A 23,244-nucleotide genomic window follows, 5' to 3' on the forward strand; every position below is an offset into this window, starting at 1 on the left:
CCGAACTGCAAAACACCGTCAAAGCCCCGTTCCAGGGGCTTTTTTGCATCTGAACAATCATGCGCATGGCGCCGCAGGAATCACTTAAGATACGCCCCCCGCAATCCACAGCCTCATACAAAGTCACAAGGACGGACTTAATGCTTTTTCTGCAACACGTCTACGCAACTCCCGTAGTGCGCGCCCTGCGCACGCTGCTATTGATCAGCCTGGCAATGCTCGGCAGTGGTTGCGCAATGATGTCGAATTACACCACGCTGAAAACGCAGATGCCGGCTCAGTTCAGTGTCGATACAACCGCGCATTACAGTCCGTTGTTCGGCGGTGTATGTCTGTTGCCCGAGGATTACGCCGGGGACCCCGACCCTGACAGAAAAGACTTCTACAGCCCCGCGCATGCCGAACCGTTCACTACTGAGTTCGAGGTCAGGGTGAGTTACACCGTCGCCGATTGCTTGGCCGTACTCAGCGGTTTCAGCTTCCGGATTCAGGGGCAACCCGGCACCGATCCGGAAGAGTTTGGCGTGTCCACTGTCGAGGTGGAGGTCGAGACGTTCCTGAGAGAAGACGAAGAGCCTGCGATTCGTCTGGACGAGCAAGTGCTTGCAGTGCGCTGTCGCTGGAAAGACCCCGAGCGTGAAGGTTCAAAGATGCATGATCTCCGTTGCGTCGGGGTGGATGCCAACGGCAAGGTACGCAAAGGACCACTATTGGGCGTTCTGAAAAACAGACAACTGCAGGGCCTGACCTTGCGATTGCAGGTCAGCGTAGTGGATGAAACTCCGCAGACTTGACGCCCTTAATAGCACCCCGAAATGCACTACCAAGCCTCGCTTTTGGCAAAAATGCCATTAATGGCACAGTGCCTGATGACAAATTTGGTAATAAAGATTAACTTAGCGCCGCCTCGGCCTATGGAAGGTCGGGGATTTCGCACTCAGTTAAGGAAAACGATGGCAATGGTCTATTGTCGTGCTTGCGCCAAGGAGCTTCACGAAACGGCGCCCTCCTGCCCCCAATGCGGGGCGAGCCAACAGGCCGTCGTGCCGCCTCACGCAGTCGGTACGCCATGGCTGGCCATCGTTTCGTTGGTTTTAGGCATCCTCTGTGTACTCAGCCTATTTGATGATTCCGAATGGGACAGAGATACGCTCACCGGTTTGGGCGCTTTCGCTGTTGCCGGTCTCATCTGCGGCATCATCAGCATCAACAAAAGAAACCCTGGACACAATCTCGCAATCGCCGGCGTTGTCTTGTCGGGCTTGGCTGGGCTTGTGTTTCTAGGGCTGTCGATTGATTAATTTTAGGGAAAAAATATGAGCATGGTTTTCTGCCGCGGTTGCGCCAAGGAAATAAGCACTCTGGCCGTGGCTTGCCCACAATGTGGGGCGCCGCAAGCAACCCAACAGTCCTATGCACAGGGCCCCGCCATTGCGACGGGTAATCCTTATGTGGAAGCGTTCAAGAATTACGTCGTGTTTCAGGGCCGGGCGACTCGCCGTGAATACTGGATGTTCTTTCTGATCAGCCTGTGCGTCTCCATTGGTTTCGGCGTTGTCGATGCCCTGCTTCAGACCGGCGGCATCCTGTACAACCTGTATAGCCTGGCGGCGTTCCTGCCGAGCATTGCCGTTGGTGTGCGCCGTATGCACGATACCGACCGCAGCGGCTGGTGGATGCTGCTGCCAATCGTCAACCTGGTGTTCCTGGCGCAAGACAGCCAGCCGGGCCCGAACCGTTTCGGTCCGAACCGCAAAGGCATCAACTGATACACACCAGCCTCTGGCTGATCGAGACGGCCTTCATGGCCGTCTCTTTGTTTCTGGCATCTGCACATGCAACGTGACTTGCCAGGTAACCCATCATGAAACTTTCATCACAGATATTGATAGCCCCCTAACGAAAGGTGCATGCTAGAGGGCTCGCTTCGGTCTTATATCATTCCGAATGATAGTTACCTTTGCTTCATTCGATTCGTGCCATCACACCCCGCCGAGCATCATCCGCCCATCTTCAATACATTGGCGGATGCATCCATGGAACAGTCACTCAAACATTTGCGCTTCCCGTTGGCCTTGTTGGCCGTACTGGTGATGAGCGCCTGCGGCAAGACTCCGGAGACTGCCGCCACCGCACCTGCTGCCAAAGTCAGCGTGGCCAAGGTGATCGAACAACCGGTCAACGAATGGGACGAATTCACCGGGCGCCTCGAAGCACCGGAAACCGTTGAAATTCGTCCACGGGTCTCCGGCCAGATCGACGATGTCGCTTTCACTGAAGGCGCCCTGGTCAAGAAAGGCGACCTGCTGTTCCAGATCGATCCGCGCCCGTTCCAGGCCGAGGTACGCCGCCTCGAAGCCCTGGTAGCCCAATCCCGTGCCAACGCCACCCGCAGCGAAAACGAAGCCGGCCGTGGTGAGCGTCTGCGTGCCAGCAACGCGATTTCTGCCGAACTGGCCGACTCGCGCACCAGCGCTGCCCAAGAAGCCCGCGCCGCCGTTGGCGCACTGCAAGCGCAACTGGATCTGGCCAAACTGAACCTCAGCTTCACCCGCGTCACCGCGCCGATCAGTGGCCGCGTCAGCCGTGCCGAGATCACCGCCGGCAATCTGGTGACCGCCGACACAACGCCACTGACCAGCGTTGTTTCCACCGACCGCGTCTACGCCTACTTCGACGCCGATGAGCGTGTGTTCCTCAAGTACACCCAACTTGCCCGTAACGGTCAGCGCGGCGCCACCACCCCGGTGTACATGGGCCTGTCCAATGAAGACGGCAACCCGCACCTGGGCCAGATGAACTTCGTCGACAACCAGGTCAACCCGAAAACCGGCACCATCCGTGGTCGCGCGGTGTTCGATAACAGCGACGGCACCTACACCCCAGGCTTGTACGCACGACTGAAACTGGTCGGCAGCGGCACCTACAACGCCATGCTGATCAACGACGAAGCCGTCGGCACCGACCTCGGCAAGAAGTTCGTGCTGGTGATGGATGCGGACAACAAAACCGCGTACCGCGCCGTCGAACTCGGTCCGAAAATCGAAGGCCTGCGCATCGTCCGTACCGGCCTGAACAAGGACGACACGATCATCGTCAAGGGCCTGCAACGGGTTCGCCCTGGCTCGCCGGTCACCCCAGAAGTGGTGCCGATGGCCAGCGAACAAACGATTGCGGCACTCGCTCAACAACGTCAAGCGCTGGAAGCCAGCAACCTGCCCAAAGTCGCCCCTGCCAAGGGTGCGTCCGGTGCGGTTGTGAAGCTGGCCGCCACGACCCCACGCGGTTAAGGGACGACAACTCCGATGAATTTTTCCCAATTCTTCATTTCACGGCCGATCTTCGCAGCGGTGCTGTCGCTGCTGATCCTGATCGCCGGTGCGATCTCGCTGTTCCAACTGCCGATCAGCGAATACCCGGAAGTCGTGCCACCGACCGTGGTCGTACGTGCGAACTTCCCGGGCGCCAACCCTAAAGTCATCGGTGAAACCGTGGCGGCTCCGCTGGAGCAGGCCATCACCGGCGTCGAGAACATGCTGTACATGTCCTCGCAGTCGACTGCCGACGGCAAGATCACCCTGACCATCACCTTCGCCCTGGGCACTGACCTGGACAATGCGCAGGTGCAGGTGCAAAACCGCGTGACCCGAACCGAACCGAAACTTCCCGAGGAAGTGACGCGCATCGGTATCACCGTCGACAAGGCTTCGCCCGATCTGACCATGGTTGTGCACTTGACCTCGCCGGACAAACGCTACGACATGCTTTATCTGTCGAACTACGCGATCCTCAACATCAAGGATGAGCTGGCGCGTCTGAACGGTGTCGGTGACGTGCAACTGTTCGGTATGGGTGACTACTCTCTGCGTGTCTGGCTCGATCCGAACAAGACCGCTTCGCGCAACCTGACCGCGACCGATGTGGTCACCGCGATTCGTGAGCAAAACCGCCAGGTGGCCGCCGGTCAATTGGGTGCGCCCCCTGCCCCGAATGCCCAGAGCTTCCAGCTGTCGGTCAACACTCAGGGCCGTCTGGTCTCCGAGGAAGAGTTCGAGAACATCATCATTCGTGCAGGCGACGACGGTGAAATCACGCGCCTCAAAGACATCGCTCGCGTTGAGCTAGGTTCCAGCCAATATGCGCTGCGTTCGTTGCTGGACAACCAGCCTGCCGTGGCCATCCCGATCTTTCAGCGTCCAGGCTCCAATGCCATCGACATCTCGAACGACGTTCGGGCGAAAATGGACGAGTTGAAGAAAGGCTTCCCGCAAGGCATGGACTACAGCATCGTCTATGACCCGACGATCTTCGTGCGCGGCTCGATCGAAGCGGTGGTTCACACCCTCTTCGAAGCACTGATTCTCGTGGTACTGGTGGTGATCCTGTTCCTGCAAACCTGGCGCGCCTCGATCATTCCATTGGTGGCGGTGCCGGTATCGTTGATCGGTACGTTTGCGGTGATGCACCTGTTCGGCTTCTCGCTGAACGCGCTGTCGCTATTCGGCCTGGTACTGGCCATCGGTATCGTGGTGGACGACGCCATCGTCGTGGTGGAGAACGTCGAACGGAACATCGAACTCGGATTGAACCCGGTGGAAGCCACCAAGCGCGCCATGCGTGAAGTGACCGGTCCGATCGTTGCCACGGCACTCGTGCTGTGTGCAGTGTTCATTCCGGCGGCCTTCATCTCCGGCCTCACTGGGCAGTTCTACAAGCAGTTCGCACTGACCATCGCGATCTCGACGGTGATCTCGGCGTTTAACTCGCTGACTCTGTCGCCAGCGCTGGCCGCTGTGTTGCTGAGGAGCCACGACGCACCGAAAGACCGTTTCTCGAAAGTGCTCGACAAGATCTTCGGTGGCTGGTTGTTCCGTCCGTTCAACCGTTTCTTTGATCGTGCCAGCCATGGCTACGTCGGCACGGTTGGCCGGGTTATCCGCAGCAGCGGCATCGCCCTCCTCCTGTACGCAGGCTTGATGGTGCTGACCTTCTTCGGTTTCTCCAGCACCCCGACCGGCTTCGTACCGGGCCAGGACAAGCAATACCTGGTGGCCTTCGCGCAACTGCCGGACGCTTCGAGCCTGGATCGCACCGAAGACGTGATCAAGCGCATGTCCGACCTGGCGCTGAAACAGCCAGGCGTGGAAAGCGCCGTTGCCTTCCCGGGCCTGTCGATCAACGGCTTCACCAACAGCCCGAACGCCGGCATCGTGTTCGTGACCCTGAAACCGTTCGACGAGCGTAAAGACCCGAGCATGTCTGCCGGTGCGATTGCCGGTGCCTTGAACGGCCAGTTCGCCAACATTCAGGAAGCGTACATGGCGATCTTCCCGCCACCGCCGGTACAAGGTCTGGGCACCATTGGTGGTTTCCGTCTGCAAATCGAAGACCGGGGCAACCTCGGCTACGACGAGCTGTACAAAGAAACGATGAACATCATCAACAAGAGCCACAACGTGCCGGAACTGGCGGGCCTGTTCACCAGTTACACCGTGAACGTGCCGCAGGTCGATGCTGCCATCGACCGTGAAAAAGCCAAGACCCACGGCGTGGCCGTCAGCGACATCTTCGACACCCTGCAGATCTATCTGGGTTCGCTGTATGCCAACGACTTCAACCGTTTCGGGCGCACCTATCAGGTCAACGTTCAGGCCGAACAGCAGTTCCGCCTCGAATCCGATCAGATCGGTCAGCTGAAAGTGCGCAACAACAAAGGCGAAATGATCCCGCTGGCGACCTTCATCAAGGTCAGCGACACCTCGGGCCCGGATCGCGTGATGCACTACAACGGCTTCATCACTGCTGAAATCAACGGTGCCGCAGCACCAGGCTACAGCTCCGGCCAGGCCGAAAAAGCCATCGAGAAACTGCTCAAGGAAGAACTTCCGAACGGCATGACCTACGAGTGGACCGACCTGACCTACCAGCAGATTCTGTCCGGCAACACCGCGCTGTTCGTGTTCCCGCTCTGCGTATTGCTGGCGTTCCTGGTGCTCGCCGCTCAATACGAAAGCTGGAGCCTGCCACTGGCGGTGATCCTGATCGTACCGATGACCCTGCTGTCGGCCATCACCGGCGTGATCATCTCCGGCGGTGACAACAACATCTTCACCCAGATCGGCTTGATCGTACTGGTGGGACTGGCGTGTAAGAACGCGATTCTGATCGTTGAGTTCGCCAAGGATAAACAGGAAGAAGGCCTCAACCCGCTCGCGGCGGTACTGGAAGCTTGCCGTCTGCGTCTGCGGCCGATCCTGATGACCTCCTTCGCGTTCATCATGGGTGTGGTGCCACTGGTGTTCTCCAGCGGTGCCGGTGCCGAGATGCGTCATGCCATGGGCGTGGCGGTGTTCTCCGGGATGCTCGGGGTGACCTTCTTCGGTCTGTTGCTGACGCCAGTGTTCTACGTATTGATCCGCAACTTTGTCGAACGCGGCGAGCAGCGCAAAGCGGCCAGGGCGCTCAATCTTCAAAAGCCACTGGAGGCGCAACAATGAGTCTGAAAGTCTTCCTGCCGAGTCTGCTGGTGCTGGCCCTCAGCGCCTGCGCCGTCGGCCCCGACTACAAGACCCCAGCCACGGAGGCGGCCAACATCACGGCCGCCACTGACGGCGCCGCCGGGCAAAAGAACTTTGACCGTTCGAAATTCGAAGGCATTTGGTGGCAGCAGTTCGATGATCCGACCCTCAACCAGTTGGTGACGCAATCGCTGCGAGGCAACCGTGATCTGCGCGTGGCATTCGCTCGCTGGAAAGCCGCTCGGGCGATCCGCGACGACGCCAGCAACGACGCAATGCCGACCATCACCAGCCGTGCCAGCAGTGATCTGGCCAAGGGACAAATCCCGGGCCAGACCACTAATCGAGTCAACAGCGAACGCTATGACCTGGGCCTCGACATGGCGTGGGAGCTGGACCTGTTCGGCCGCATCCAACGCAATCTGGAAGCCAGCGACGCCGATCAGCAGGCTGCCGAAGCCGATCTGTACCAACTGCAAGTCACCATGATTGCCGAACTGGTCGATGCCTACGGTCAACTGCGCGGTGCGCAATTGCGCGAAAAGATCGCCGTGGCCAACCTGAACAACCAGCAGGAGTCGCGCAAGATCACCATCAGCCTGCGGGACGCCGGTGTCGGCGATCAGCTTGATGTCGAACGTGCCGATGCGCGTCTGGCCTCGGTCGAAGCCAGTGTGCCGCAACTGCAGGCAGAACAGGTTCGGCAGAAAAACCGTATCGCCACCCTGCTGGGTGAGCGTCCGGACAAGCTGACCGTCGACCTCAGTCCAAAAGACTTGCCGGCGATTGCCAAAGCCTTGCCAATTGGCAATCCGGGCGAGCTGCTGCAACGCCGTCCGGACATCCTCAGCGCCGAACGCCAACTGGCCTCGGCCACGGCGCGAATTGGCGTGGCGAAAGCCGATCTGTTCCCACGGGTCAGTCTCAGCGGCTTCCTCGGCTGGACAGCCGGGCGCGGTTCGCAAATCGGTTCCTCGGCGGCCAACGCCTGGGCACTTGGCCCGAGCATCACTTGGGCAGCGTTCGACCTTGGCAGTGTGCGAGCGCGTTTGCGCGGCGCCGATGCCGAGGCCGAAGGCGCACTGGCGACTTACGAGCAGCAAGTCCTGCTGGCCCTGGAAGAATCGGAAAACGCCTTCAGCGATTACGGCAAACGTCAGCAGCGCTTGATCTCGCTGATTCGCCAGAGTGAGTCGAGCCGCAAGGCAGCTGACCTGGCCGAGATTCGCTACCGCGAAGGCACCACGGACTTCCTTGTGCTGCTCGATGCGCAACGCGAACGTCTGAACGCTGAAGACACTCAGGCCCAGGCTGAAGTCGATTTGTATCGCGGCATTGTCGCGATTTACAAAGCCCTTGGCGGCGGCTGGCAACCGGAGACCGTTGCAAGCCAGTAATCGATTGTTAAAGAGCTCCTTTGGTTGGCCGCAACCAACCAAATTTTTTGCCCCGCGTATCATTCGGTCGCGGGGCTTTTTTGTGCCCCCAAATCCCCCCTGTAGGAGCTGCCGCAGGCTGCGATCTTTTGATCTTGATCGTTAAAAACCAAGATCAAAAGATCGCAGCCTGCGGCAGCTCCTACAAGGAGGGTTAGGGGTTTCTTGATTCCAGGACGGTGACGGTTGCGGTGGTGCCGGCGCGCAGGCGGTTTTTGCCGGCGTAGTCGTTATCGATGCCGATTCGCACCGGTACGCGCTGGGCCAGTTTGACCCAGGTATAACTCGGGTTGATGTTGGCCAGCAGACGACTGCCCGGTGCGTTTTCCCGATCGGCGATGGCGAAAGCGATGCTCTGCACGGTGCCGCCGAAGGTTTCTCCGCTCATCAATTGAATCCGTACCCGATCGCCCTCCTCGATACGCGGCAGTTTGGTTTCTTCAAAATAGCCGCTGATGTAGAACGAATCGCTATCCACCAATGCCAACAAGGCGCCGCCGCTCACGGCGTAATCGCCCTCACGGGTCAACAGGTTGGTCACGTAGCCGCTGACCGGGGACTCAACGCGGGTACGCTGCAAATCCAGTTCAGCCTGGGTCTGCGCGGCAATTGCCAATTGCACGTTGGCTTCGGCCAGCCCGAGGTTGGCCTGATTGCGCAACAGATCGGCCTGTGCCACGGCCACGTCGGTGCTGGATTTTTCCCATTCCTCGCCCGAGATAGCAAACCCTTGCTTGAGCGTACGTCGCCGACGTTCTTCGCTTTGACGCTGTTTGAGCAATGCTTCACTGGCAACGATCGCTGCTTGCGACTGCCCCAAGGTGGCCTTGGCCACTTCGACTGAGCGGCGCGCATGCTCGACCGCCAATGTGTAACGTGCCGGGTCGATTTCCAGCAGCAATTGACCCTTTTCGACATGCTGGTTGTCTTGCACGGCGAGGCTGACGATGCGCCCCGAAACATCGGCCGACAACGTCACCACATCAGCCCTCACCCGGGCATCGCGGGTCCACGGCGCGCGGGTGTAATGCTCCCAGGCGAACCAGCCAAGCACGATGGCAAGAACCACCACGGCCAGCGTCAGCAATCTTGCGAATAACACTTTCAAGGCATCAGGCTCCCATCAGCAGAATCAGCGCGGCACACACGCAGGCATACAAGGCGCCTTCGAACAGGGCCTCATGCCAGACCAGGCGCAGTACGCCCAGGCGGCGCAAGAGCCAGTCGAGCAACATGAACAGGGGGATTGCCAGTAACAAGGCCTGGGCAATGGGCGGCAGATAAACGCCGCCAATCTCGAAATCAATGGGCAAGGGCTGGCGCTCCTTCCGAGGTGGAATTTTGCAACTCGTCACCATGGCGCTCCAGGAACGACACCACGATCAGCAGGGCGACGCGCATGCGAAACACCGACCATAAATGCTCGTGACTGGCGACATGCAGATCGTCCAGTTCATCGCCCAAGTCGTGCAAGGTTGCCAACAGTGGCGTCAGTTGCACTTCTGCACGTCCGGCAACAAAGCGCCCGGTCTTGCGTAATGCCGAGGACAGCCGGCGGCTGAACGGGTCCGACAGTAACTGATTGTTCTGCGCCTGCTGACGTAGCTGATGCATCGCCACCCCCAGCGCGACACAGGCGAGGCTGATTTCATAGAGTCGCTGCATCGCCCGATCATTTACCGCAGGCAGCAGGCCGAGCATGCTGGTCAGGCGATCGACCATACGGCTTTCGAATGCGAACTGTTGCTCATCGGTGGCCGGGCTTTTGGTCAGCTCATACACCTGCTCGCGCGCCTCTTTATACAAGCGGCGAATACGCCACGCCGGGCGAAACGGAAAAATCCACGCGTAGACAATCAGCGCCAGCATCGCCGCACTGACGTAAGCCCCGGCAAATTCGAACCATTGAATCGCGCTGTTCTGCCCGGTGCCGATATTCTGCGGGCCGAGCATCAGGAAACTCGACAAACCCAGACCCATGCCGATCCCCGCCGTCGCCGGGCTCGCGAGGCCAACCGCAATGACGTAGAGCAGCGGTGCGAGCAACAAGGCCAGCCACTCGAAATCACTGACCGCCGGCACCAGTATGAATTGGTAGAGCGCTGACACCAGCAGGGCCAGCCCCAACCCGCGCGCATAACTCTGCGCAGCCAGCAGTGGTCGCGGAAACGTCGCCATCAGCGAACAGAGGATTCCCACCAGAATCATCCCGCCACGCGCACCGTCCCAGGCGGTCTCGATCCAGATCAGCCCCGCCACCAGCAACGCGGTAAAGGCACGGATGGCATTCATCGAGGCCAAGGTGAAATCCAGATGCAGCGGGCTGGCCTGCCCCCGATAGAGGCAACTGGCTTCGCGTCCTTCCTGAATGGCATCGCTCAATTCGAGAATCTGCTCCAGTTGTTGCAGCAGCCGCGCCTGCTCCCAGCGCAACGCCCACGCCAGCGAGCGCAAGGTGGCACTCATGTCTTCGGTCAGTTGCTCGGCCTTGTAGGCCAGTTGATCGAACTGATGCTGCAGCGTGACAAAGCCGTGGCGCGTTTCGGCAGAAAGCGAACGCCCCTGCTCCGCCAGTTGATCGAGAAATGCCAGTTCCTCGGCACGCAGACGCTGGACATCCTCAGGCAAGTCACCCTCCCAACGCTCGGTGAGCAATTGCCGCTGATGACGCAACGCGGTCAATCTGGAAGTCAGCAACATCAATTGATTGCCCAACAGCAGCACCAGATTGTTGGCACTGCGCAAGCGTGGAGCGTCGAAATACAGATGCCGGCGCAACCCCTCCAGTGCACTGATCTCGGTCAGCAATTGCATTTGTCGGCGCTGGAAGTCAGCCTCGCTTTCTTCCGTGCGAATCACCGCAGCCGCATGAACGGCAACCAGCTTGATGACTTGATCGACCTTGGCGAAGTACCCTTTTGCCACCGCTTCCGGCCGGGCCGTGAGCAGGCTCACCACACAGACGCACGCCACCGCCAGCAACGTTTCGGTCACCCGCGTGACGGCCAGCAAAAAGGGGCCGTCCTGATCCGGAATCGCCAACAAGGCGACCACGACTGCGGTGTAGCCACTGAGCACGAACGCCTGGGAGCTGGTGTAGCGCAGCAGCGTCCCGCCGGCGGTGCACAGCGCCAGCCACAATGCCAGGGTCGTGATAAATGGCAGTGGCGCCTGCGGAAAAATCGCCATGATCAGCACGGCCACGGCGGCCCCGAGTGTGGTGCCGATCACTTGGCCAAAACTGCGCGCAAGCGCCATTCCAGCCAGCGGCTGGCTGACAATCACCACCGCCATGATCGACCACTTGGGCTGGTCAAGATCAAACAGAAAAGCCAGATACAGCGTCAGCAAGCCCGCCACAACAGTGCGCAAGGCAAACAGCAGTACCGCCTGACCGGGATGGATGACCGCTTTGAAGTAATTGAACAGGGCTTGCATGGGCGCACTCGTCGAAGCAACTCCTGCAAGCGTAGACACTGCATCGCAAGCCTGACGGTTCACAAAGTCGACGCGAGTTGTAGGGCGATTCGCTGGCAATGGGTTTGACTCACGGCGCGCGCTGACCGAAGCTTGCCGCTCTGCTCAAGTACGCCTGCTTTCGGAAACCTGCATGCATCAGTCCCGCCGCTATCTGTTTATCAGCCTTGGCCTCGTACTCGTCATTCTCGTCGGCTGGCTGTCCCTGCGCACCAGCGCCCCTGTGGTGCCCGAAGCGATCAAACATGGATACAGCGAGGCGTTGGCGGCGGCACGTGCCGGCCAGCCGGGTGCGGCGCGTCAGTTGTACCAGCAATTGGGGCGCCCGGACCTGTCGGTCAAACGCCGTGTCTGGCTGCATGCCGAATTGCCCAACTACCCGAGCCCACAGGCGTTGAAACTGGCCGACGCCGACTTGCAGAGCGAAGCGCCCGAAGTACGCCTGGCCGCGATCAAAAGTGTGGTTGGTCTGGTGCCCGGCGGCCAACGCAGCCTGTTGCTTGGGCCGTTGCTCGATGATGAAGATCAAACTGTGCGTTTCGCCGCGATCAACGCGTTGCTCGGTTTGACGCCGGATGAGCTGGGCCTGTATTTCGCGCCCCTGCAGCAAGGCATCGATAGCTGGGAGCAAGCCCTCAAGGGCCAGGCACCAAGCGCTGAAACCTATGCGCAATTGGCACGCCTGCATTTGCACAACGCCGAACTCAAAGAGGCACAGCAAGCACTGGAAAATACCCTGCAACTGGAACCAGGCAACCTGCCGGCGCTGGTCATGCAGATCGATGTGCTGGATCGCCTGGGCCAGAGCGACGCCGCGCGGCAATTACTCGCCCGACAATTGAAAGCTCAACCTGATTCGGCGTATCTGCAACATGCTCTGGGCCTGTGGTTGCTGCACCACGGCCAGCGCGAGTTCGCCCTGCTGGGTTTATCCAAGGCCGTCGAACTGGACCCCGACAACAAGGATTATCGCTACGACCTGGCGACCACCTTGCACAGCGCCGAAGAGCTGGAAGCGGCGCAAAAGCAATTGCAGGACATCGTCCAGCGTCACCCCTCCGACCGTAAGGCCCGGGTCCTGCTGATCAATTACTGGAAAGAGAGTGGCCAGTTGCAGAATGTGCAAGTTTTACTGGCGCAACTGGAACAGCTCAATCCGGACGATCCGGCCCTGCAACAAGGCCTTTGAGCTGCAATAGACGCTATTCTTCGTCACATCCTGCAAGAATATGTGGAACTGCCATCACGCCTGCGGGTCAAGTAATCAGGCCGTCTGTTTCAGTCAGCCGCCTCGATTCCCCTAGTCATGAGAGGGCATTTTTTGTCTACATCTAACGAGTTGATCAGTGCGAAAGCCGCTACCGGCATTGTCGGTCTGGATGACATCCTTGCCGGTGGCTTGTCTCGCGGTCATGTTTTCTTGCTGGAGGGTGAGCCCGGCACCGGCAAAACCACGGTCGCTTTGCATTTTCTACTGGCCGGCGCACGAGCCGGCGAACGCTCGTTGTACATCACGTTGTCGGAAACCGAGCGTGAGTTGCGCCAAGGGGCGCTGTCCCATGGCTGGGAATTGGGCGACAACATCGAGATCTTCGAGCTGACGCCCCCGGAAAGCCTGCTCAACGCCGAGCATCAGCAAAGCCTGCTGTATTCCTCCGACCTGGAACTGGGCGAAGCGACCAAGCAGATCTTCGAAGTGGTCGAACGTTTCAAACCCACTCGCGTGGTGCTCGACAGCCTCTCGGAGATTCGCCTGCTGGCGCAGAGTTCATTGCGCTATCGCCGCCAGATCCTTGCGATCAAGCATTACTTCGTGCGCTACGACGCCACGGTGCTGCTGCTGGACGACCTGACCACTGAATCCCTCGACAAAACCGTACACAGCGTGGCGCACGGGGTGATTCGCCTTGAAGAGTTGACCCCCAACTATGGCGCCGAGCGCCGGCGCGTTCGAGTGGTCAAATACCGAGGGCAGAAATACCGGGGGGGGTTCCACGACTTCACCATCATGGGCGACGGTGTGCATGTGTTCCCCAGGCTGGTGGCGGCAGAGCATCGTGGCGACTACGCCCGCCTGCAGTTGACCAGTGGCATCAAGGAAATGGACGCGTTGCTCGGCGGTGGTATCGAAACCGGTTCCAGCACGCTGATTCTCGGCCCGGCCGGTACCGGTAAATCGCTGATCTCGATGATTTTCGCCGCAGCCGCCGTGCGTCGTGGTGAGAAAGCCGCACTGTTCATCTTCGATGAAGAGTTAGGTCTGCTCTTCGAGCGCATGAACAACATCGGTATCGACCTCAAGGCGCTGCAGGCCACCGGCAATCTGCTGATCGAACAGGTAGATGCGGCGGAGCTATCCCCCGGCGAGTTCTCCCATCGCGTGCGACGTTGCGTCGATGAAGGCCAGATCAAAACCGTGGTGATCGATAGCATCAACGGTTACCAGGCCGCGATGCCGGAAGAAAACGCTCTGGTGCTGCACATGCACGAACTGCTGCTGTACCTCAATCGCAAAGGTGCAGCGACGTTCATGACAGTCGCGCAACACGGTCTGGTCGGCGACATGCAGGCACCGGTCGACATTACTTATCTTGCCGACACGGTGATTCTGTTGCGTTACTTTGAAGCCATCGGCAAAGTCCGTCGGGCCATTTCGATCATCAAGAAACGCACCGGCAGCCACGAATCGACCATTCGTGAATACCGTATTTCGGCACAAGGCATGACCATCGGTGAACCGCTGGAAGCCTTTCAGGGCGTACTGCGCGGTGTACCGACTTACCTCGGTGCGAGCAAACCGCTGCTTCAGGAAGAAAGCTCGTGACAGTGTCGGTGCCACTGGCCGAACGGGCGCTGATTCTGGCGCCCGTGGGTCGCGACAGCCAAATTGCATTGATGATCCTCAACGAAGCCGGTTATTGCGGACTGGTCACGGCAGGGCTTGGCTCGCTGTGCACGGAGTTTGAGCTTGGCGCCGGCCTGCTGGTGATTGCTGCTGAAGCGCTGCGCGGCCCGGAACTGGAAGCGTTGTTCGAGCACCTTGAGCAACAACCGGCGTGGTCAGACTTGCCGATCGTGCTATTGACCCATCATGGCGGTCAGGAACAAGGCCCCTCCTCGCAACTCAGCAAACTGTTAGGCAACGTGACATTCCTTGAACGTCCGTTTCACCCGGCAACCTTGGTCAGCCTGGTATCCGCCGCACTGCGCGGGCGACGACGACAGTACGAGGCCCGCGATCGACTGATCGACCTGAGTGAAAGCGAACGACGCCTGCAATCAACGATGGAGACCCTTGAACAGCAGGTGGAGGAGCGCACCGCGCAACTGCGCCACAATGAAGAAGCGCTGCGTCAGTCGCAGAAAATGGAAGCGGTCGGCCAGTTGACCGGCGGCATCGCCCACGACTTCAACAACATGCTGACCGGCATCATCGGCAGCCTGGAGCTGTTGCGCAGGCGTTTGGCCCGTGGGCGCACGGAAGATCTGGACAGCCTGATTGATCTGGGTGTCACTTCAGCTAACCGTGCCGCCGGCCTCACCCATCGTCTGCTGGCATTCTCGCGGCGCCAGTCACTCGACTCCAAAGCAGTGCAGATGAACAGCCTGGTCATGTCGATGGGTGAACTGCTGCAGCGCAGCCTCAACGAAAGCATCCAGCTGGACATGCGTCTGGACGACAATTTGTGGGTCGCCGAAGCCGATCCCAATCAACTGGAAAGCGCCCTGCTCAACCTCGTGATCAACGCTCGCGACGCCATGCCGGATGGCGGCAAACTGGTGGTCGAAACCAGCAACCAAGTGCTGCACCCTCAATTCACCGAAGCGTACAGCAATCTGGCACCCGGCGATTACGTGATGCTCAGCGTCACCGACAACGGCAGCGGCATGCCCCAGAGCGTGATCAATCGAGCCTTTGACCCATTTTTCACCACCAAGCCGATCGGCCAGGGCACCGGGTTGGGCCTGTCGATGATTTACGGCTTTAGCAAACAGTCCCGTGGCCATGTCTCGATTGACAGCGAAATCGACCAGGGCACCACGGTCAAACTGTATCTGCCGCGCTTCCGTGGCGAAGAACTTGAACAGTCTGCTACTGCTATCCAGCAAGCGCCGGACGCCCTGGATGGCGAAACCGTATTGATCGTCGAAGACGACCCGGCTGTGCGTGTGCTGGTCAGCGCAGTGCTCAGTGAGTTGGGTTATGCGTTTGTGGAGGCCAGCGACGCCGATGGCGCCGTGCCGATTCTCAATTCGGCACAGCGTATCGATCTGCTGATCAGTGATGTCGGTTTGCCCGGTATGAATGGCCGGCAATTGGCGGAGGTCGGCCGCCAATACCGCCCCGGCCTGAAAGTACTGTTCATCACCGGTTACGCCGAACACGCGGCCGTGCGTGGCGGGTTTCTCGACTCGGGCATGCAGATGATCACCAAGCCGTTCACCTTCGATCTGTTGACCGCCAAGGTGCGTGAAATGATCAAAAGCTGATGATCCAAGCACTGTAGGAGCTGCCGAAGGCTGCGATTTTTTGATTTGTCTTGTAAAAAACAGGATCAAAAGATCGCAGCCTTCGGCAGCTCCTACATAGGTATCAGGCCAGCAATTCCTGAATTTTTTCCTGCAGCACGTCCAGGTCGAACGGCTTTTCCAGTATCGGCGCCCGGCGCGTGATCGGGCTGCCGGTCTCGCGAATCTCCTGCGGATAACCGCTGATGAAGATCACTTTAAGGTCGGGGCGCAGCTTCACGGCAGGTTCGGCGATTTGCACGCCGGAAATGCCGCCAGGCAGGCGGAAGTCGGTAATCAACATGTCCAGATGCGGTTTGCTCGCGAGAATCTCGAACGCCTGCTCGCCGTTTTCGGCTTGCAGCACGCGATATCCCTGCCCTGACAAATAATCGGTCAGGATCATCAAGATAACCGGTTCGTCCTCGACGACGAGTACTACATCTTGTGCATCTACGCTCATGGGAAGCCTTTGTTCGGTCAATAGCTGCTGATACGACCGTGTGGTCACTCAGAGGTTGCGTCGGATTTGCCGTTTTCCTCGATCGGCAGACAAACGCGAAACAGGGCGCCCTCGTTGATTTCACTCTCGACGACGATGGAGCCGCCATGGGCGGCGACGATCTGCTCGGAAATGAACAGACCCAATCCGAGCCCGGCGACTACCGTCTTGGCGGAAACCCGTTCGAACTGTTGAAAAATGCGTTTCTGGTTTTCGGGACTGATACCGATGCCGCGATCCTGAACCTCGACCCGCGCTTCATTGCCCTCTCGGTAAACACGCACCTGAACCAGGCTGCGCCCGCCGTAACGCAGGGCGTTGGTGATCAGGTTGGAAACCACCTGCTCGATGCGGAACTCGTCCCAATGCCCCTCAACCGGTTCTGTCGCGGTAAAGGACACTTCAGTTTCCGCCGCTTCGATCTGCTGCGCAAAGTTCTGCAACAGGTTGCTGACCAGCTGCACCAGATCAAAACGGTTTGGCCGAATCGACAATTTGCCAGTGCGAATACGCGACACGTCGAGCATGTCTTCGATCAAGCGGATCAGGCTTTTGATCTGCCGCTCATCGCGGTCGACCATGGCGTGCATCTTGTCGAGGGTGAAGGCTGCAGCGTTGTCGCGCGCCAGGTGCATCTTGCGCAATTGGGTTTCGAGTATCAGGCCATTGAGCGGTGTGCGCACTTCATGGGCGACGATTGACATGAAGTCGTCGCGCATCCGTACCGCCTGCTCCAGTTCCAGTTGCGTGCTTTGCAATTGCTCCAGCAGCGCCTCTTGCTCGCGGCGGGCCTGCTCCAGCGCTTCGACCTGCTGCTTCATGGCCTTGCTCTGGCGGTACAGGTCGACGAAGACGTTGACCTTGCTCTTCACCGCGTGAATATCCAGCGGCTTGTGCAGGAAATCCACCGCCCCGCTCTCATAGCCTTTGAACGCGTAGTTCAGTTCACGGCCGGCGGCGCTGACGAAAATGATCGGGATGTTCTTGGTTTTTTCGGTGCCGCGCATCAACTCGGCGAGCTCGAAGCCGTTCATGCCGGGCATCTGCACATCGAGGATGGCCATGGCGAATTCGTGCTGCAACAGCAGCGACAACGCTTCGTCCGCCGACAACGCCTTATAGACGGTGCGGTCTTCACGTTTGATCAGCGCTTCGAGGGCCAGGAGGTTTTCCGGCAGATCGTCGACGATCAGCAACTTGGCTTGGATATTACTCAGCATGCGATTCGTTCCAGCTCGACAAGCAGACGGCCGATGCCGTGAATGGGTAGGACATGATCTGGCTGCTGAACGTTCAGTGCAGCCTGAGGCATGGTGGCGACCTGCGCCTCTTGCGGGTCCTGGACAATGGTCAGTCCGCCCCGCCGTTTGACTTCAGCCAGGCCGCGCGCGCCGTCATGATTGGCGCCGGTCAGCAATACAGCGGCCAGTGCCGGACCATAGGCATCAGCGGCCGACTCGAACAGGTAATCGATCGAGGGCCGGGAATAATGCACGCGGTCTTCAAGGCTCAAGGACAGGCTGCGATCCTGCTCCACCGACAGGTGATAACCGGGCGTGGCGAAGTACACGGTGCCGGCGACAATGTCCTGTTTGTCGATCGCCTCGTGTACCGGCATATCTATACGCCTGGAGAACACTTCAGCCAGCTGGCTGCGGCGCTCTTCCGGCAAATGCAACACCACAATGATCGGCAGCACGAAGCCCTGCCGAAGCGGCCCCAGCAGGCTCAACAGGGCCTCAACGCCACCGGCGGAAGCACCGACCACAATTGCCTCGATTCGAGGTAAGTCCACGGCCTCGTTCATGATTTGCGGTAGATCCGTTCTTGCTTGACCAAGGGTTCGAACTGGTTGGCGTAGTTGGAAAAATCCAGCGTTTCCTTGCTGCCGAGCACCAGGAAACCGCGATGGCACAGCGACTCATGGAACAGCCCGAACGCGCGATCCTGCAGTTTCTTGTTGAAGTAGATCAACACGTTGCGGCAGGAAATCAATTGGGTTTCAGAGAACACACTGTCGGTCGCCAGGCTGTGATCGGCGAAGGTCACGTTCTCGCACAAGCTCTTGTCGAAAATCGCGTAGCCGTACGCCGCTGTATAGTAGTCGGCAAAAGAGCACTGCCCCCCGGCCTGCTGGTAGTTGGCGGTGTAGGCGCGAACATTTTCCATCGAGAAAATGCCCTGCTTGGCCTTGTCCAGCGAGCGCGGATTGATGTCGGTGGCGTAGATGATCGTGCGATCCAGCAAACCCTCTTCGCGCAGCAGGATCGCCATTGAATAGACTTCCTCGCCCGTGCTGCAACCGGCGATCCAGATCTTGATCGATGGATAGGTGCGCAACAGCGGCACCACTTCCCTGCGAATCGCCAGAAAGTGCGACGGATCGCGGAACATCTCGCTGACCGGAATCGTCAGCAACTGCAGCAATTGCATGAACGCCGTCGGATCGTGCAGGACTTTTTCCTGCAGCGCCGAAATGGTCGCGCACTCGAACTGACTCAGCGCGTGTTGCACCCGGCGCTTGATCGAAGCGCCGGAGTAATCGCGAAAATCGTAGCTGTATTTGAGGTAAATAGCCTCGATCAACAAGCGTAATTCGATCTCGCTGTTTCGTTCGGCGGGTGTACTGCGTTCCACTAAATGCGTTCCATCTTCGGTAACCACACGCGAATCAGCGAGAACAGGCGATCCAGGTCGATGGGCTTGGCCAGGTAATCGTTGGCGCCTGCCTGCAGGCAGCGCTCCTGATCATCCTTCATGGCCTTGGCCGTCACCGCGATGATCGGCAGCTTGCGCCAGCGCGGATCCTTGCGGATTTCAATGGTGGCTTCGAAACCATCCATTTCCGGCATCATCACGTCCATCAGCACCAGGTCGATGTCCTCGACTTCATTCAATTTTTCAATCGCTTCACGGCCGTTACGGCCGATCACCACGACTGCGCCTTTGTGTTCCAGGGCGCTGGTCAGGGCGAAAATGTTACGCACATCGTCGTCCACCAACAGCACCTTGCGCCCCTCGAAGACCTTGTCGCGGCTGCGCGCGGTCTTGAGCATCTTCTGCCGTTCATGGGACAACTGCGATTCGACTTTGTGCAAAAAGAGTGTGACTTCGTCGAGCAAACGCTCCGGCGAACGCGCGCCCTTGATGATGATCGAGCGCGAATACTTGCGCAGTTCGGCCTCTTCATCGCGGGTCAGATTACGCCCGGTGTAGACGATGACTGGCGGGAACGAGCAGATGTCTTCCGTGGACATGCGCTTGAGCAAATCGTTGCCGAGCATGTCCGGCAGCTTCAGGTCGATGACCATGCAGTCATAGATCGTCGTGCGCAGCAGCTCCAGCGCATCTTGTGCGAGGCCGACGGCGGTAATTTCGATGTCCTCGTCGCCAATCAGTCGCGCAATGCTTTCGCGTTGCAGGTCATCGTCCTCGACCAGCAGCACGCGTTTGACCTTCTGCGTCAGCTTGGCCTCAAGACGGGCGAACACGTCCTTGAGCTCTTCGCGGGTGGTGGGTTTCACCGCATAGCCGATGGCGCCCATGTGCATGGCTGCTTCAACGCGGTCTTCGACTGAAATCACGTGGACCGGAATGTGGCGGGTTTCCGCGTGCTCTTTCAGGCGCTGTAGCACGGTGAGGCCAGAATGATCCGGCAGGCGCATGTCGAGCAGGATGGCGTCCGGGACGAATTCGCGGGCCAGGTCGTAACCTTCATCGGCGCCATGGGCTACCAGGCACTGATAACCCAGCTCGTGGGCCAAGTCATACAGGATATGCGCGAAGTTGGGCTCGTCTTCCACCACCAGGATGCAGCGCGTGGCAAACGGGGCCTTGTCGCGGTCATCGGCAAAACGCGGAATGTGCACCGGGGCCAACGGCGAAACGACGGGGGCCACGGGTGCTGGTGCGCTCGGTGCTGGCGGGGTGAAGGTCGATGGCGCGCTGGATATTTCGCCGCCCTCGCTGTATTGCTGCGGCAACAACAGAGTGAACACACTGCCCTGCCCCGGCGTACTGCTGACGCTGATCGAGCCGCCAAGCAGCGTCGCCAGATCGCGCGAGATCGACAGGCCCAGACCGGTGCCGCCGTACTTGCGGTTGGTGGTGCCGTCCGCCTGACGGAACGCTTCGAAAATGCTTTCCTGCTGATCCGGGGCGATGCCTATCCCCGAATCGCGCACGATAAAGGCAATACGATCATCCGGCTGGCCGGCGATGGTCAGACTGACCGTACCTTTTTCAGTGAATTTCACCGCATTGGACAGCAGGTTCTTGATCACCTGCTCCAGACGCTGACGGTCGGTGAACAGCATCCCCGGTGTGCCCGGCTGCAGGTCGACAGTGAAGTTCAGCTGTTTGTCTTTGGCCATCGGCTCGAATACGCCACGCAGGCCATCGGCCAGACGCGCAACGCTGGTGTTCTCCGGAAGCACTTCAAGCTTGCCGGCTTCGACCTTGGAGATATCCAGAATGTCGTTGATCAGGTTCAGCAAATCATTACCGGCCGAATAGATCGACTCGGCAAACTTGACCTGTTCGGCACTGAGGTTGTCCTGCGGGTTTTCCGCCAGCAACTTGGCGAGGATCAGCGAACTGTTCAGCGGCGTGCGCAGTTCGTGAGACATGTTGGCAAGGAACTCGGATTTGTACTTGCTCGAACGTTGCAACTCTTCGGCGCGCTCTTCCAGTTGCACTTGGGCCTGATTCAGTTCGGTGTTTTTCAGGTCCATGGCGTCGCGCTGCGACGCCAGCGTTTCCGCTTGTTCGGCAAGCTGCTCGTTGGTCTGCTCCAGCTCGACTTGCTGGGTTTCCAGATGCGCCTGGGACTCTTTGAGAATCCGCGACTGCTCTTCGAGTTCTTCGTTGGCGGTTTTCAGTTCTTCCTGCTGCACCTGCAACTCTTCGTTGAGCTGCTGGGTTTCGGCCAGCACTTCTTGCAAGCGCTGACGGTAGCGCGCCGCCTCGATCGAAGTGCCGATGTTGCCGGCAATCAGTTCCAGCAATTCGATGTCGCGGTCATTCAACGGACGGAGGAAGCCCAGTTCGATCACGCCATTGACTCGGTCGTCATCACTGGTCGGTACCACCAGCACGCTGTGCGGCAGGCCTTCACCGAGCCCGGAGCTGACCTTGAAATAGTCCACCGGCACCGAATCCAGACGGATCAGACGCGCCTGTTGGGCCACCTGACCGACGATGCCTTCGCCGCTGTAGATCGACTGATCCTGCGCTTCCTGTTCGCGGGAGAAGCCATAAGTCGCGACGCGTTTCAGGCCGCCATGTTCTTCACGCACATACAACGCTGCCACCGCAGTGCCGAGGTATTGCGCACAGAATTGCAGGATATTGCGGCCCAGCAGATTGAGGCTCAGTTGCCCCAGAACCTGTTCGGCCAGTTCGGTCTGACCGTTGCGCAACCATGCCTGCTGTTCCAGACGCCCGGCGCTGGCCTGTTGTGCAGCGAGGTTGGCGCTGTAATTTTGCGACAGCGTCATCAGATCACGACGGCCAATGTACGCCAGCAGACCGCTGATACCGGCGATAAACAGCAGGTACAGGCTGATGCTCCAGATTGTTGTGCGGCGCACGTCTTCATTGCGCGAAGTGCGCAAGACCTGCTCGGTTTCAATCACGTCCTCGAATTGTTTACGAATCTCGTCCGTCAGGCGCTTGCCCCGCCCAGCCTTCACCGCGCCGCGATAATCGCCGCTGGCTCGCTGCAGATCGATCATCGATTGCGCGTAATTGGCCCACTCGGTCTGCAACGCCTCAAGGCGACGCAAGCGATCGGTTTGCACCGGGTTGTCGATCGTCAGCTCGGTCAGCGTCTTGAGCGCGACGGCGATGCGCGGCCTGGCCGTCTCATACGGATCAAGGAAGTGCTCGTCGCCGCTGAGCAAGAAGCCGCGCATGCCGGTTTCCAGGTCCACGGTGAGTTTCACCGCTTCGTTGGCGTTATTGATCACCCGGTCGGTGTGCTCCACCCATTGAATGACCGACAGCAGATAAGTGATCAGCGACACGAAGAACACGGCACTGAGCAGACCGACGCCTAAAGGCAGGCCGATGTTGCGACTCAGAAGTTTGCGAAACCGTTGCTCATCAACCGAAGACGGAGAGGACATGGGGCAGCCTTGTCGAACTGTTGAAAACCAGAGAGTTTGCCCCAAAACGGCGGCGTGGATCCATTTTTCTGATCGGTTTAGCAGCAAATTTGCCGATTTGCCCGCGCTTGCACTGCAGCCAGCAGTTATCCTTGCCACTATTCTTTTTTGTATCCGCACGGGAACTTGTGGCTATGCGCCACTTACTCATGCAAGAGCCCGGCATTTCTGATCGACCGGCGCCCCTGAATTTCACCCCTTGAGAGCCTTTATTATGTCCGCCACCCTGTCCACCATCCTTGTCGTAGAAGACGACGACATCGTGCGCATGCTCATTGTCGATGTGTTGGAGGAACTGGAGTTCAAGGTGCTGGAGGCGGACGGCAGCGAGCAGGCGCTGGAGGTTCTCGGCGACGCGTCCCGACACATCGACCTGATGATGACCGACGTCGGCCTGCCCGGCATGGACGGCCGTGAACTGGCCACCGAAGCGCGCAAGCTGCGTCCTGCTCTGCCGATCCTGTTCGCCAGTGGTTACGCAGAAACGATTGATGTGCCGGCGGACATGCACGTCATTGGCAAGCCGTTCTCTATTGATCAGTTGCGCGACAAGGTCAAGGCTGTTCTCAACCCGAACACCTGATACCCGGGCTGGCTGTGGTTTAATTGCGCCCCGTTTTTTGCCACAGCCCGCC

Annotated in this window: 18 protein-coding genes; 10 read left to right on the plus strand and 8 right to left on the minus strand. The window is 59.1% G+C overall.

The window, feature by feature from the left end; genetic code table 11:
* The first annotated feature begins 140 nt into the window (after positions 1–140).
* The 6 genes from ACZZ0B_RS11965 to ACZZ0B_RS11990 all read left to right on the plus strand — a co-directional run bounded on the left by ACZZ0B_RS11965 (position 141) and on the right by ACZZ0B_RS11990 (position 7,915).
* On the plus strand, positions 141–794 hold the full coding sequence (locus ACZZ0B_RS11965) for a hypothetical protein (protein ID WP_463545289.1): 654 nt from the start codon (positions 141–143) through the stop codon (positions 792–794).
* Between the two features lie 159 nt (positions 795–953).
* Positions 954–1,301 carry a DUF4190 domain-containing protein gene (locus ACZZ0B_RS11970; protein WP_008086479.1) on the plus strand — a complete coding sequence of 116 codons (348 nt, stop codon included), beginning with the start codon at positions 954–956 and terminating at the stop codon, positions 1,299–1,301.
* Between the two features lie 15 nt (positions 1,302–1,316).
* A complete protein-coding gene (locus tag ACZZ0B_RS11975; RefSeq protein ID WP_463545290.1) occupies positions 1,317–1,769 on the plus strand; it encodes a DUF805 domain-containing protein in 453 nt (150 codons plus the stop codon).
* A gap of 267 nt (positions 1,770–2,036) precedes the next feature.
* Positions 2,037–3,290: a multidrug efflux RND transporter periplasmic adaptor subunit MexE gene (gene mexE, locus ACZZ0B_RS11980; RefSeq protein ID WP_158832914.1), complete on the plus strand. Its 1,254-nt coding sequence runs from the start codon at positions 2,037–2,039 to the stop codon at positions 3,288–3,290.
* A gap of 15 nt (positions 3,291–3,305) precedes the next feature.
* Positions 3,306–6,497 (plus strand): efflux RND transporter permease subunit, encoded by a 3,192-nt coding sequence (locus tag ACZZ0B_RS11985; protein WP_463545291.1) that lies wholly within the window; start codon positions 3,306–3,308, stop codon positions 6,495–6,497.
* A complete protein-coding gene (locus ACZZ0B_RS11990) occupies positions 6,494–7,915 on the plus strand; it encodes an efflux transporter outer membrane subunit (protein WP_463545292.1) in 1,422 nt (473 codons plus the stop codon). Before ACZZ0B_RS11985 ends, ACZZ0B_RS11990 begins: the two co-directional genes overlap by 4 nt.
* Positions 7,916–8,108: 193 nt before the next feature.
* On the opposite strand, the gene ACZZ0B_RS11995 is transcribed toward ACZZ0B_RS11990, so the two are convergent.
* The 3 genes from ACZZ0B_RS11995 to ACZZ0B_RS12005 are packed head-to-tail and all read right to left on the minus strand — an operon-like array spanning position 8,109 to position 11,392.
* On the minus strand, positions 8,109–9,062 hold the full coding sequence (locus ACZZ0B_RS11995; protein WP_440095308.1) for a biotin/lipoyl-binding protein: 954 nt from the start codon (positions 9,060–9,062) through the stop codon (positions 8,109–8,111).
* Positions 9,063–9,066: 4 nt separating this feature from the next.
* Entirely contained in the window at positions 9,067–9,267 is a 201-nt protein-coding gene (locus ACZZ0B_RS12000; RefSeq protein WP_008079479.1) for a DUF1656 domain-containing protein, read from the minus strand.
* On the minus strand, positions 9,257–11,392 hold the full coding sequence (locus tag ACZZ0B_RS12005) for an FUSC family protein (RefSeq protein WP_463545293.1): 2,136 nt from the start codon (positions 11,390–11,392) through the stop codon (positions 9,257–9,259). The genes ACZZ0B_RS12000 and ACZZ0B_RS12005 overlap by 11 nt, the downstream gene beginning before the upstream one ends.
* 172 nt (positions 11,393–11,564) lie before the next feature.
* Here ACZZ0B_RS12005 and ACZZ0B_RS12010 point away from each other — a divergent pair, with 172 nt between their 5' ends.
* The 3 genes from ACZZ0B_RS12010 to ACZZ0B_RS12020 all read left to right on the plus strand — a co-directional run bounded on the left by ACZZ0B_RS12010 (position 11,565) and on the right by ACZZ0B_RS12020 (position 15,922).
* Positions 11,565–12,620 (plus strand): tetratricopeptide repeat protein, encoded by a 1,056-nt coding sequence (locus ACZZ0B_RS12010; RefSeq protein WP_008079483.1) that lies wholly within the window; start codon positions 11,565–11,567, stop codon positions 12,618–12,620.
* Positions 12,621–12,752: 132 nt separating this feature from the next.
* The gene (locus ACZZ0B_RS12015; RefSeq protein ID WP_158832926.1) at positions 12,753–14,255 is read left to right on the plus strand and encodes an ATPase domain-containing protein; all 1,503 of its coding nucleotides are present in this window, start codon (positions 12,753–12,755) and stop codon (positions 14,253–14,255) included.
* Positions 14,252–15,922 carry a response regulator gene (locus ACZZ0B_RS12020; protein WP_463545294.1) on the plus strand — a complete coding sequence of 557 codons (1,671 nt, stop codon included), beginning with the start codon at positions 14,252–14,254 and terminating at the stop codon, positions 15,920–15,922. Before ACZZ0B_RS12015 ends, ACZZ0B_RS12020 begins: the two co-directional genes overlap by 4 nt.
* 103 nt (positions 15,923–16,025) lie before the next feature.
* On the opposite strand, the gene ACZZ0B_RS12025 is transcribed toward ACZZ0B_RS12020, so the two are convergent.
* Genes ACZZ0B_RS12025 through ACZZ0B_RS12045 form a run of 5 tightly spaced genes read right to left on the minus strand, consistent with a single transcriptional unit; the run spans position 16,026 to position 22,570 of the window.
* On the minus strand, positions 16,026–16,403 hold the full coding sequence (locus tag ACZZ0B_RS12025; RefSeq protein WP_008079490.1) for a response regulator: 378 nt from the start codon (positions 16,401–16,403) through the stop codon (positions 16,026–16,028).
* 44 nt (positions 16,404–16,447) lie between these two features.
* On the minus strand, positions 16,448–17,662 hold the full coding sequence (locus tag ACZZ0B_RS12030; RefSeq protein ID WP_008079501.1) for a hybrid sensor histidine kinase/response regulator: 1,215 nt from the start codon (positions 17,660–17,662) through the stop codon (positions 16,448–16,450).
* Positions 17,656–18,249 (minus strand): chemotaxis protein CheB, encoded by a 594-nt coding sequence (locus ACZZ0B_RS12035; RefSeq protein ID WP_008079502.1) that lies wholly within the window; start codon positions 18,247–18,249, stop codon positions 17,656–17,658. The genes ACZZ0B_RS12030 and ACZZ0B_RS12035 overlap by 7 nt, the downstream gene beginning before the upstream one ends.
* Positions 18,246–19,079 carry a CheR family methyltransferase gene (locus ACZZ0B_RS12040; protein ID WP_008079503.1) on the minus strand — a complete coding sequence of 278 codons (834 nt, stop codon included), beginning with the start codon at positions 19,077–19,079 and terminating at the stop codon, positions 18,246–18,248. The genes ACZZ0B_RS12035 and ACZZ0B_RS12040 overlap by 4 nt, the downstream gene beginning before the upstream one ends.
* On the minus strand, positions 19,079–22,570 hold the full coding sequence (locus tag ACZZ0B_RS12045) for a response regulator (protein ID WP_008079504.1): 3,492 nt from the start codon (positions 22,568–22,570) through the stop codon (positions 19,079–19,081). The genes ACZZ0B_RS12040 and ACZZ0B_RS12045 overlap by 1 nt, the downstream gene beginning before the upstream one ends.
* 253 nt (positions 22,571–22,823) lie before the next feature.
* Between ACZZ0B_RS12045 and ACZZ0B_RS12050 the strand changes: the two genes are divergently transcribed.
* The gene (locus ACZZ0B_RS12050; protein ID WP_463545295.1) at positions 22,824–23,192 is read left to right on the plus strand and encodes a response regulator; all 369 of its coding nucleotides are present in this window, start codon (positions 22,824–22,826) and stop codon (positions 23,190–23,192) included.
* Positions 23,193–23,244 lie beyond the last annotated feature (52 nt).

The organism is Pseudomonas sp. AC247, from assembly GCF_979258015.1.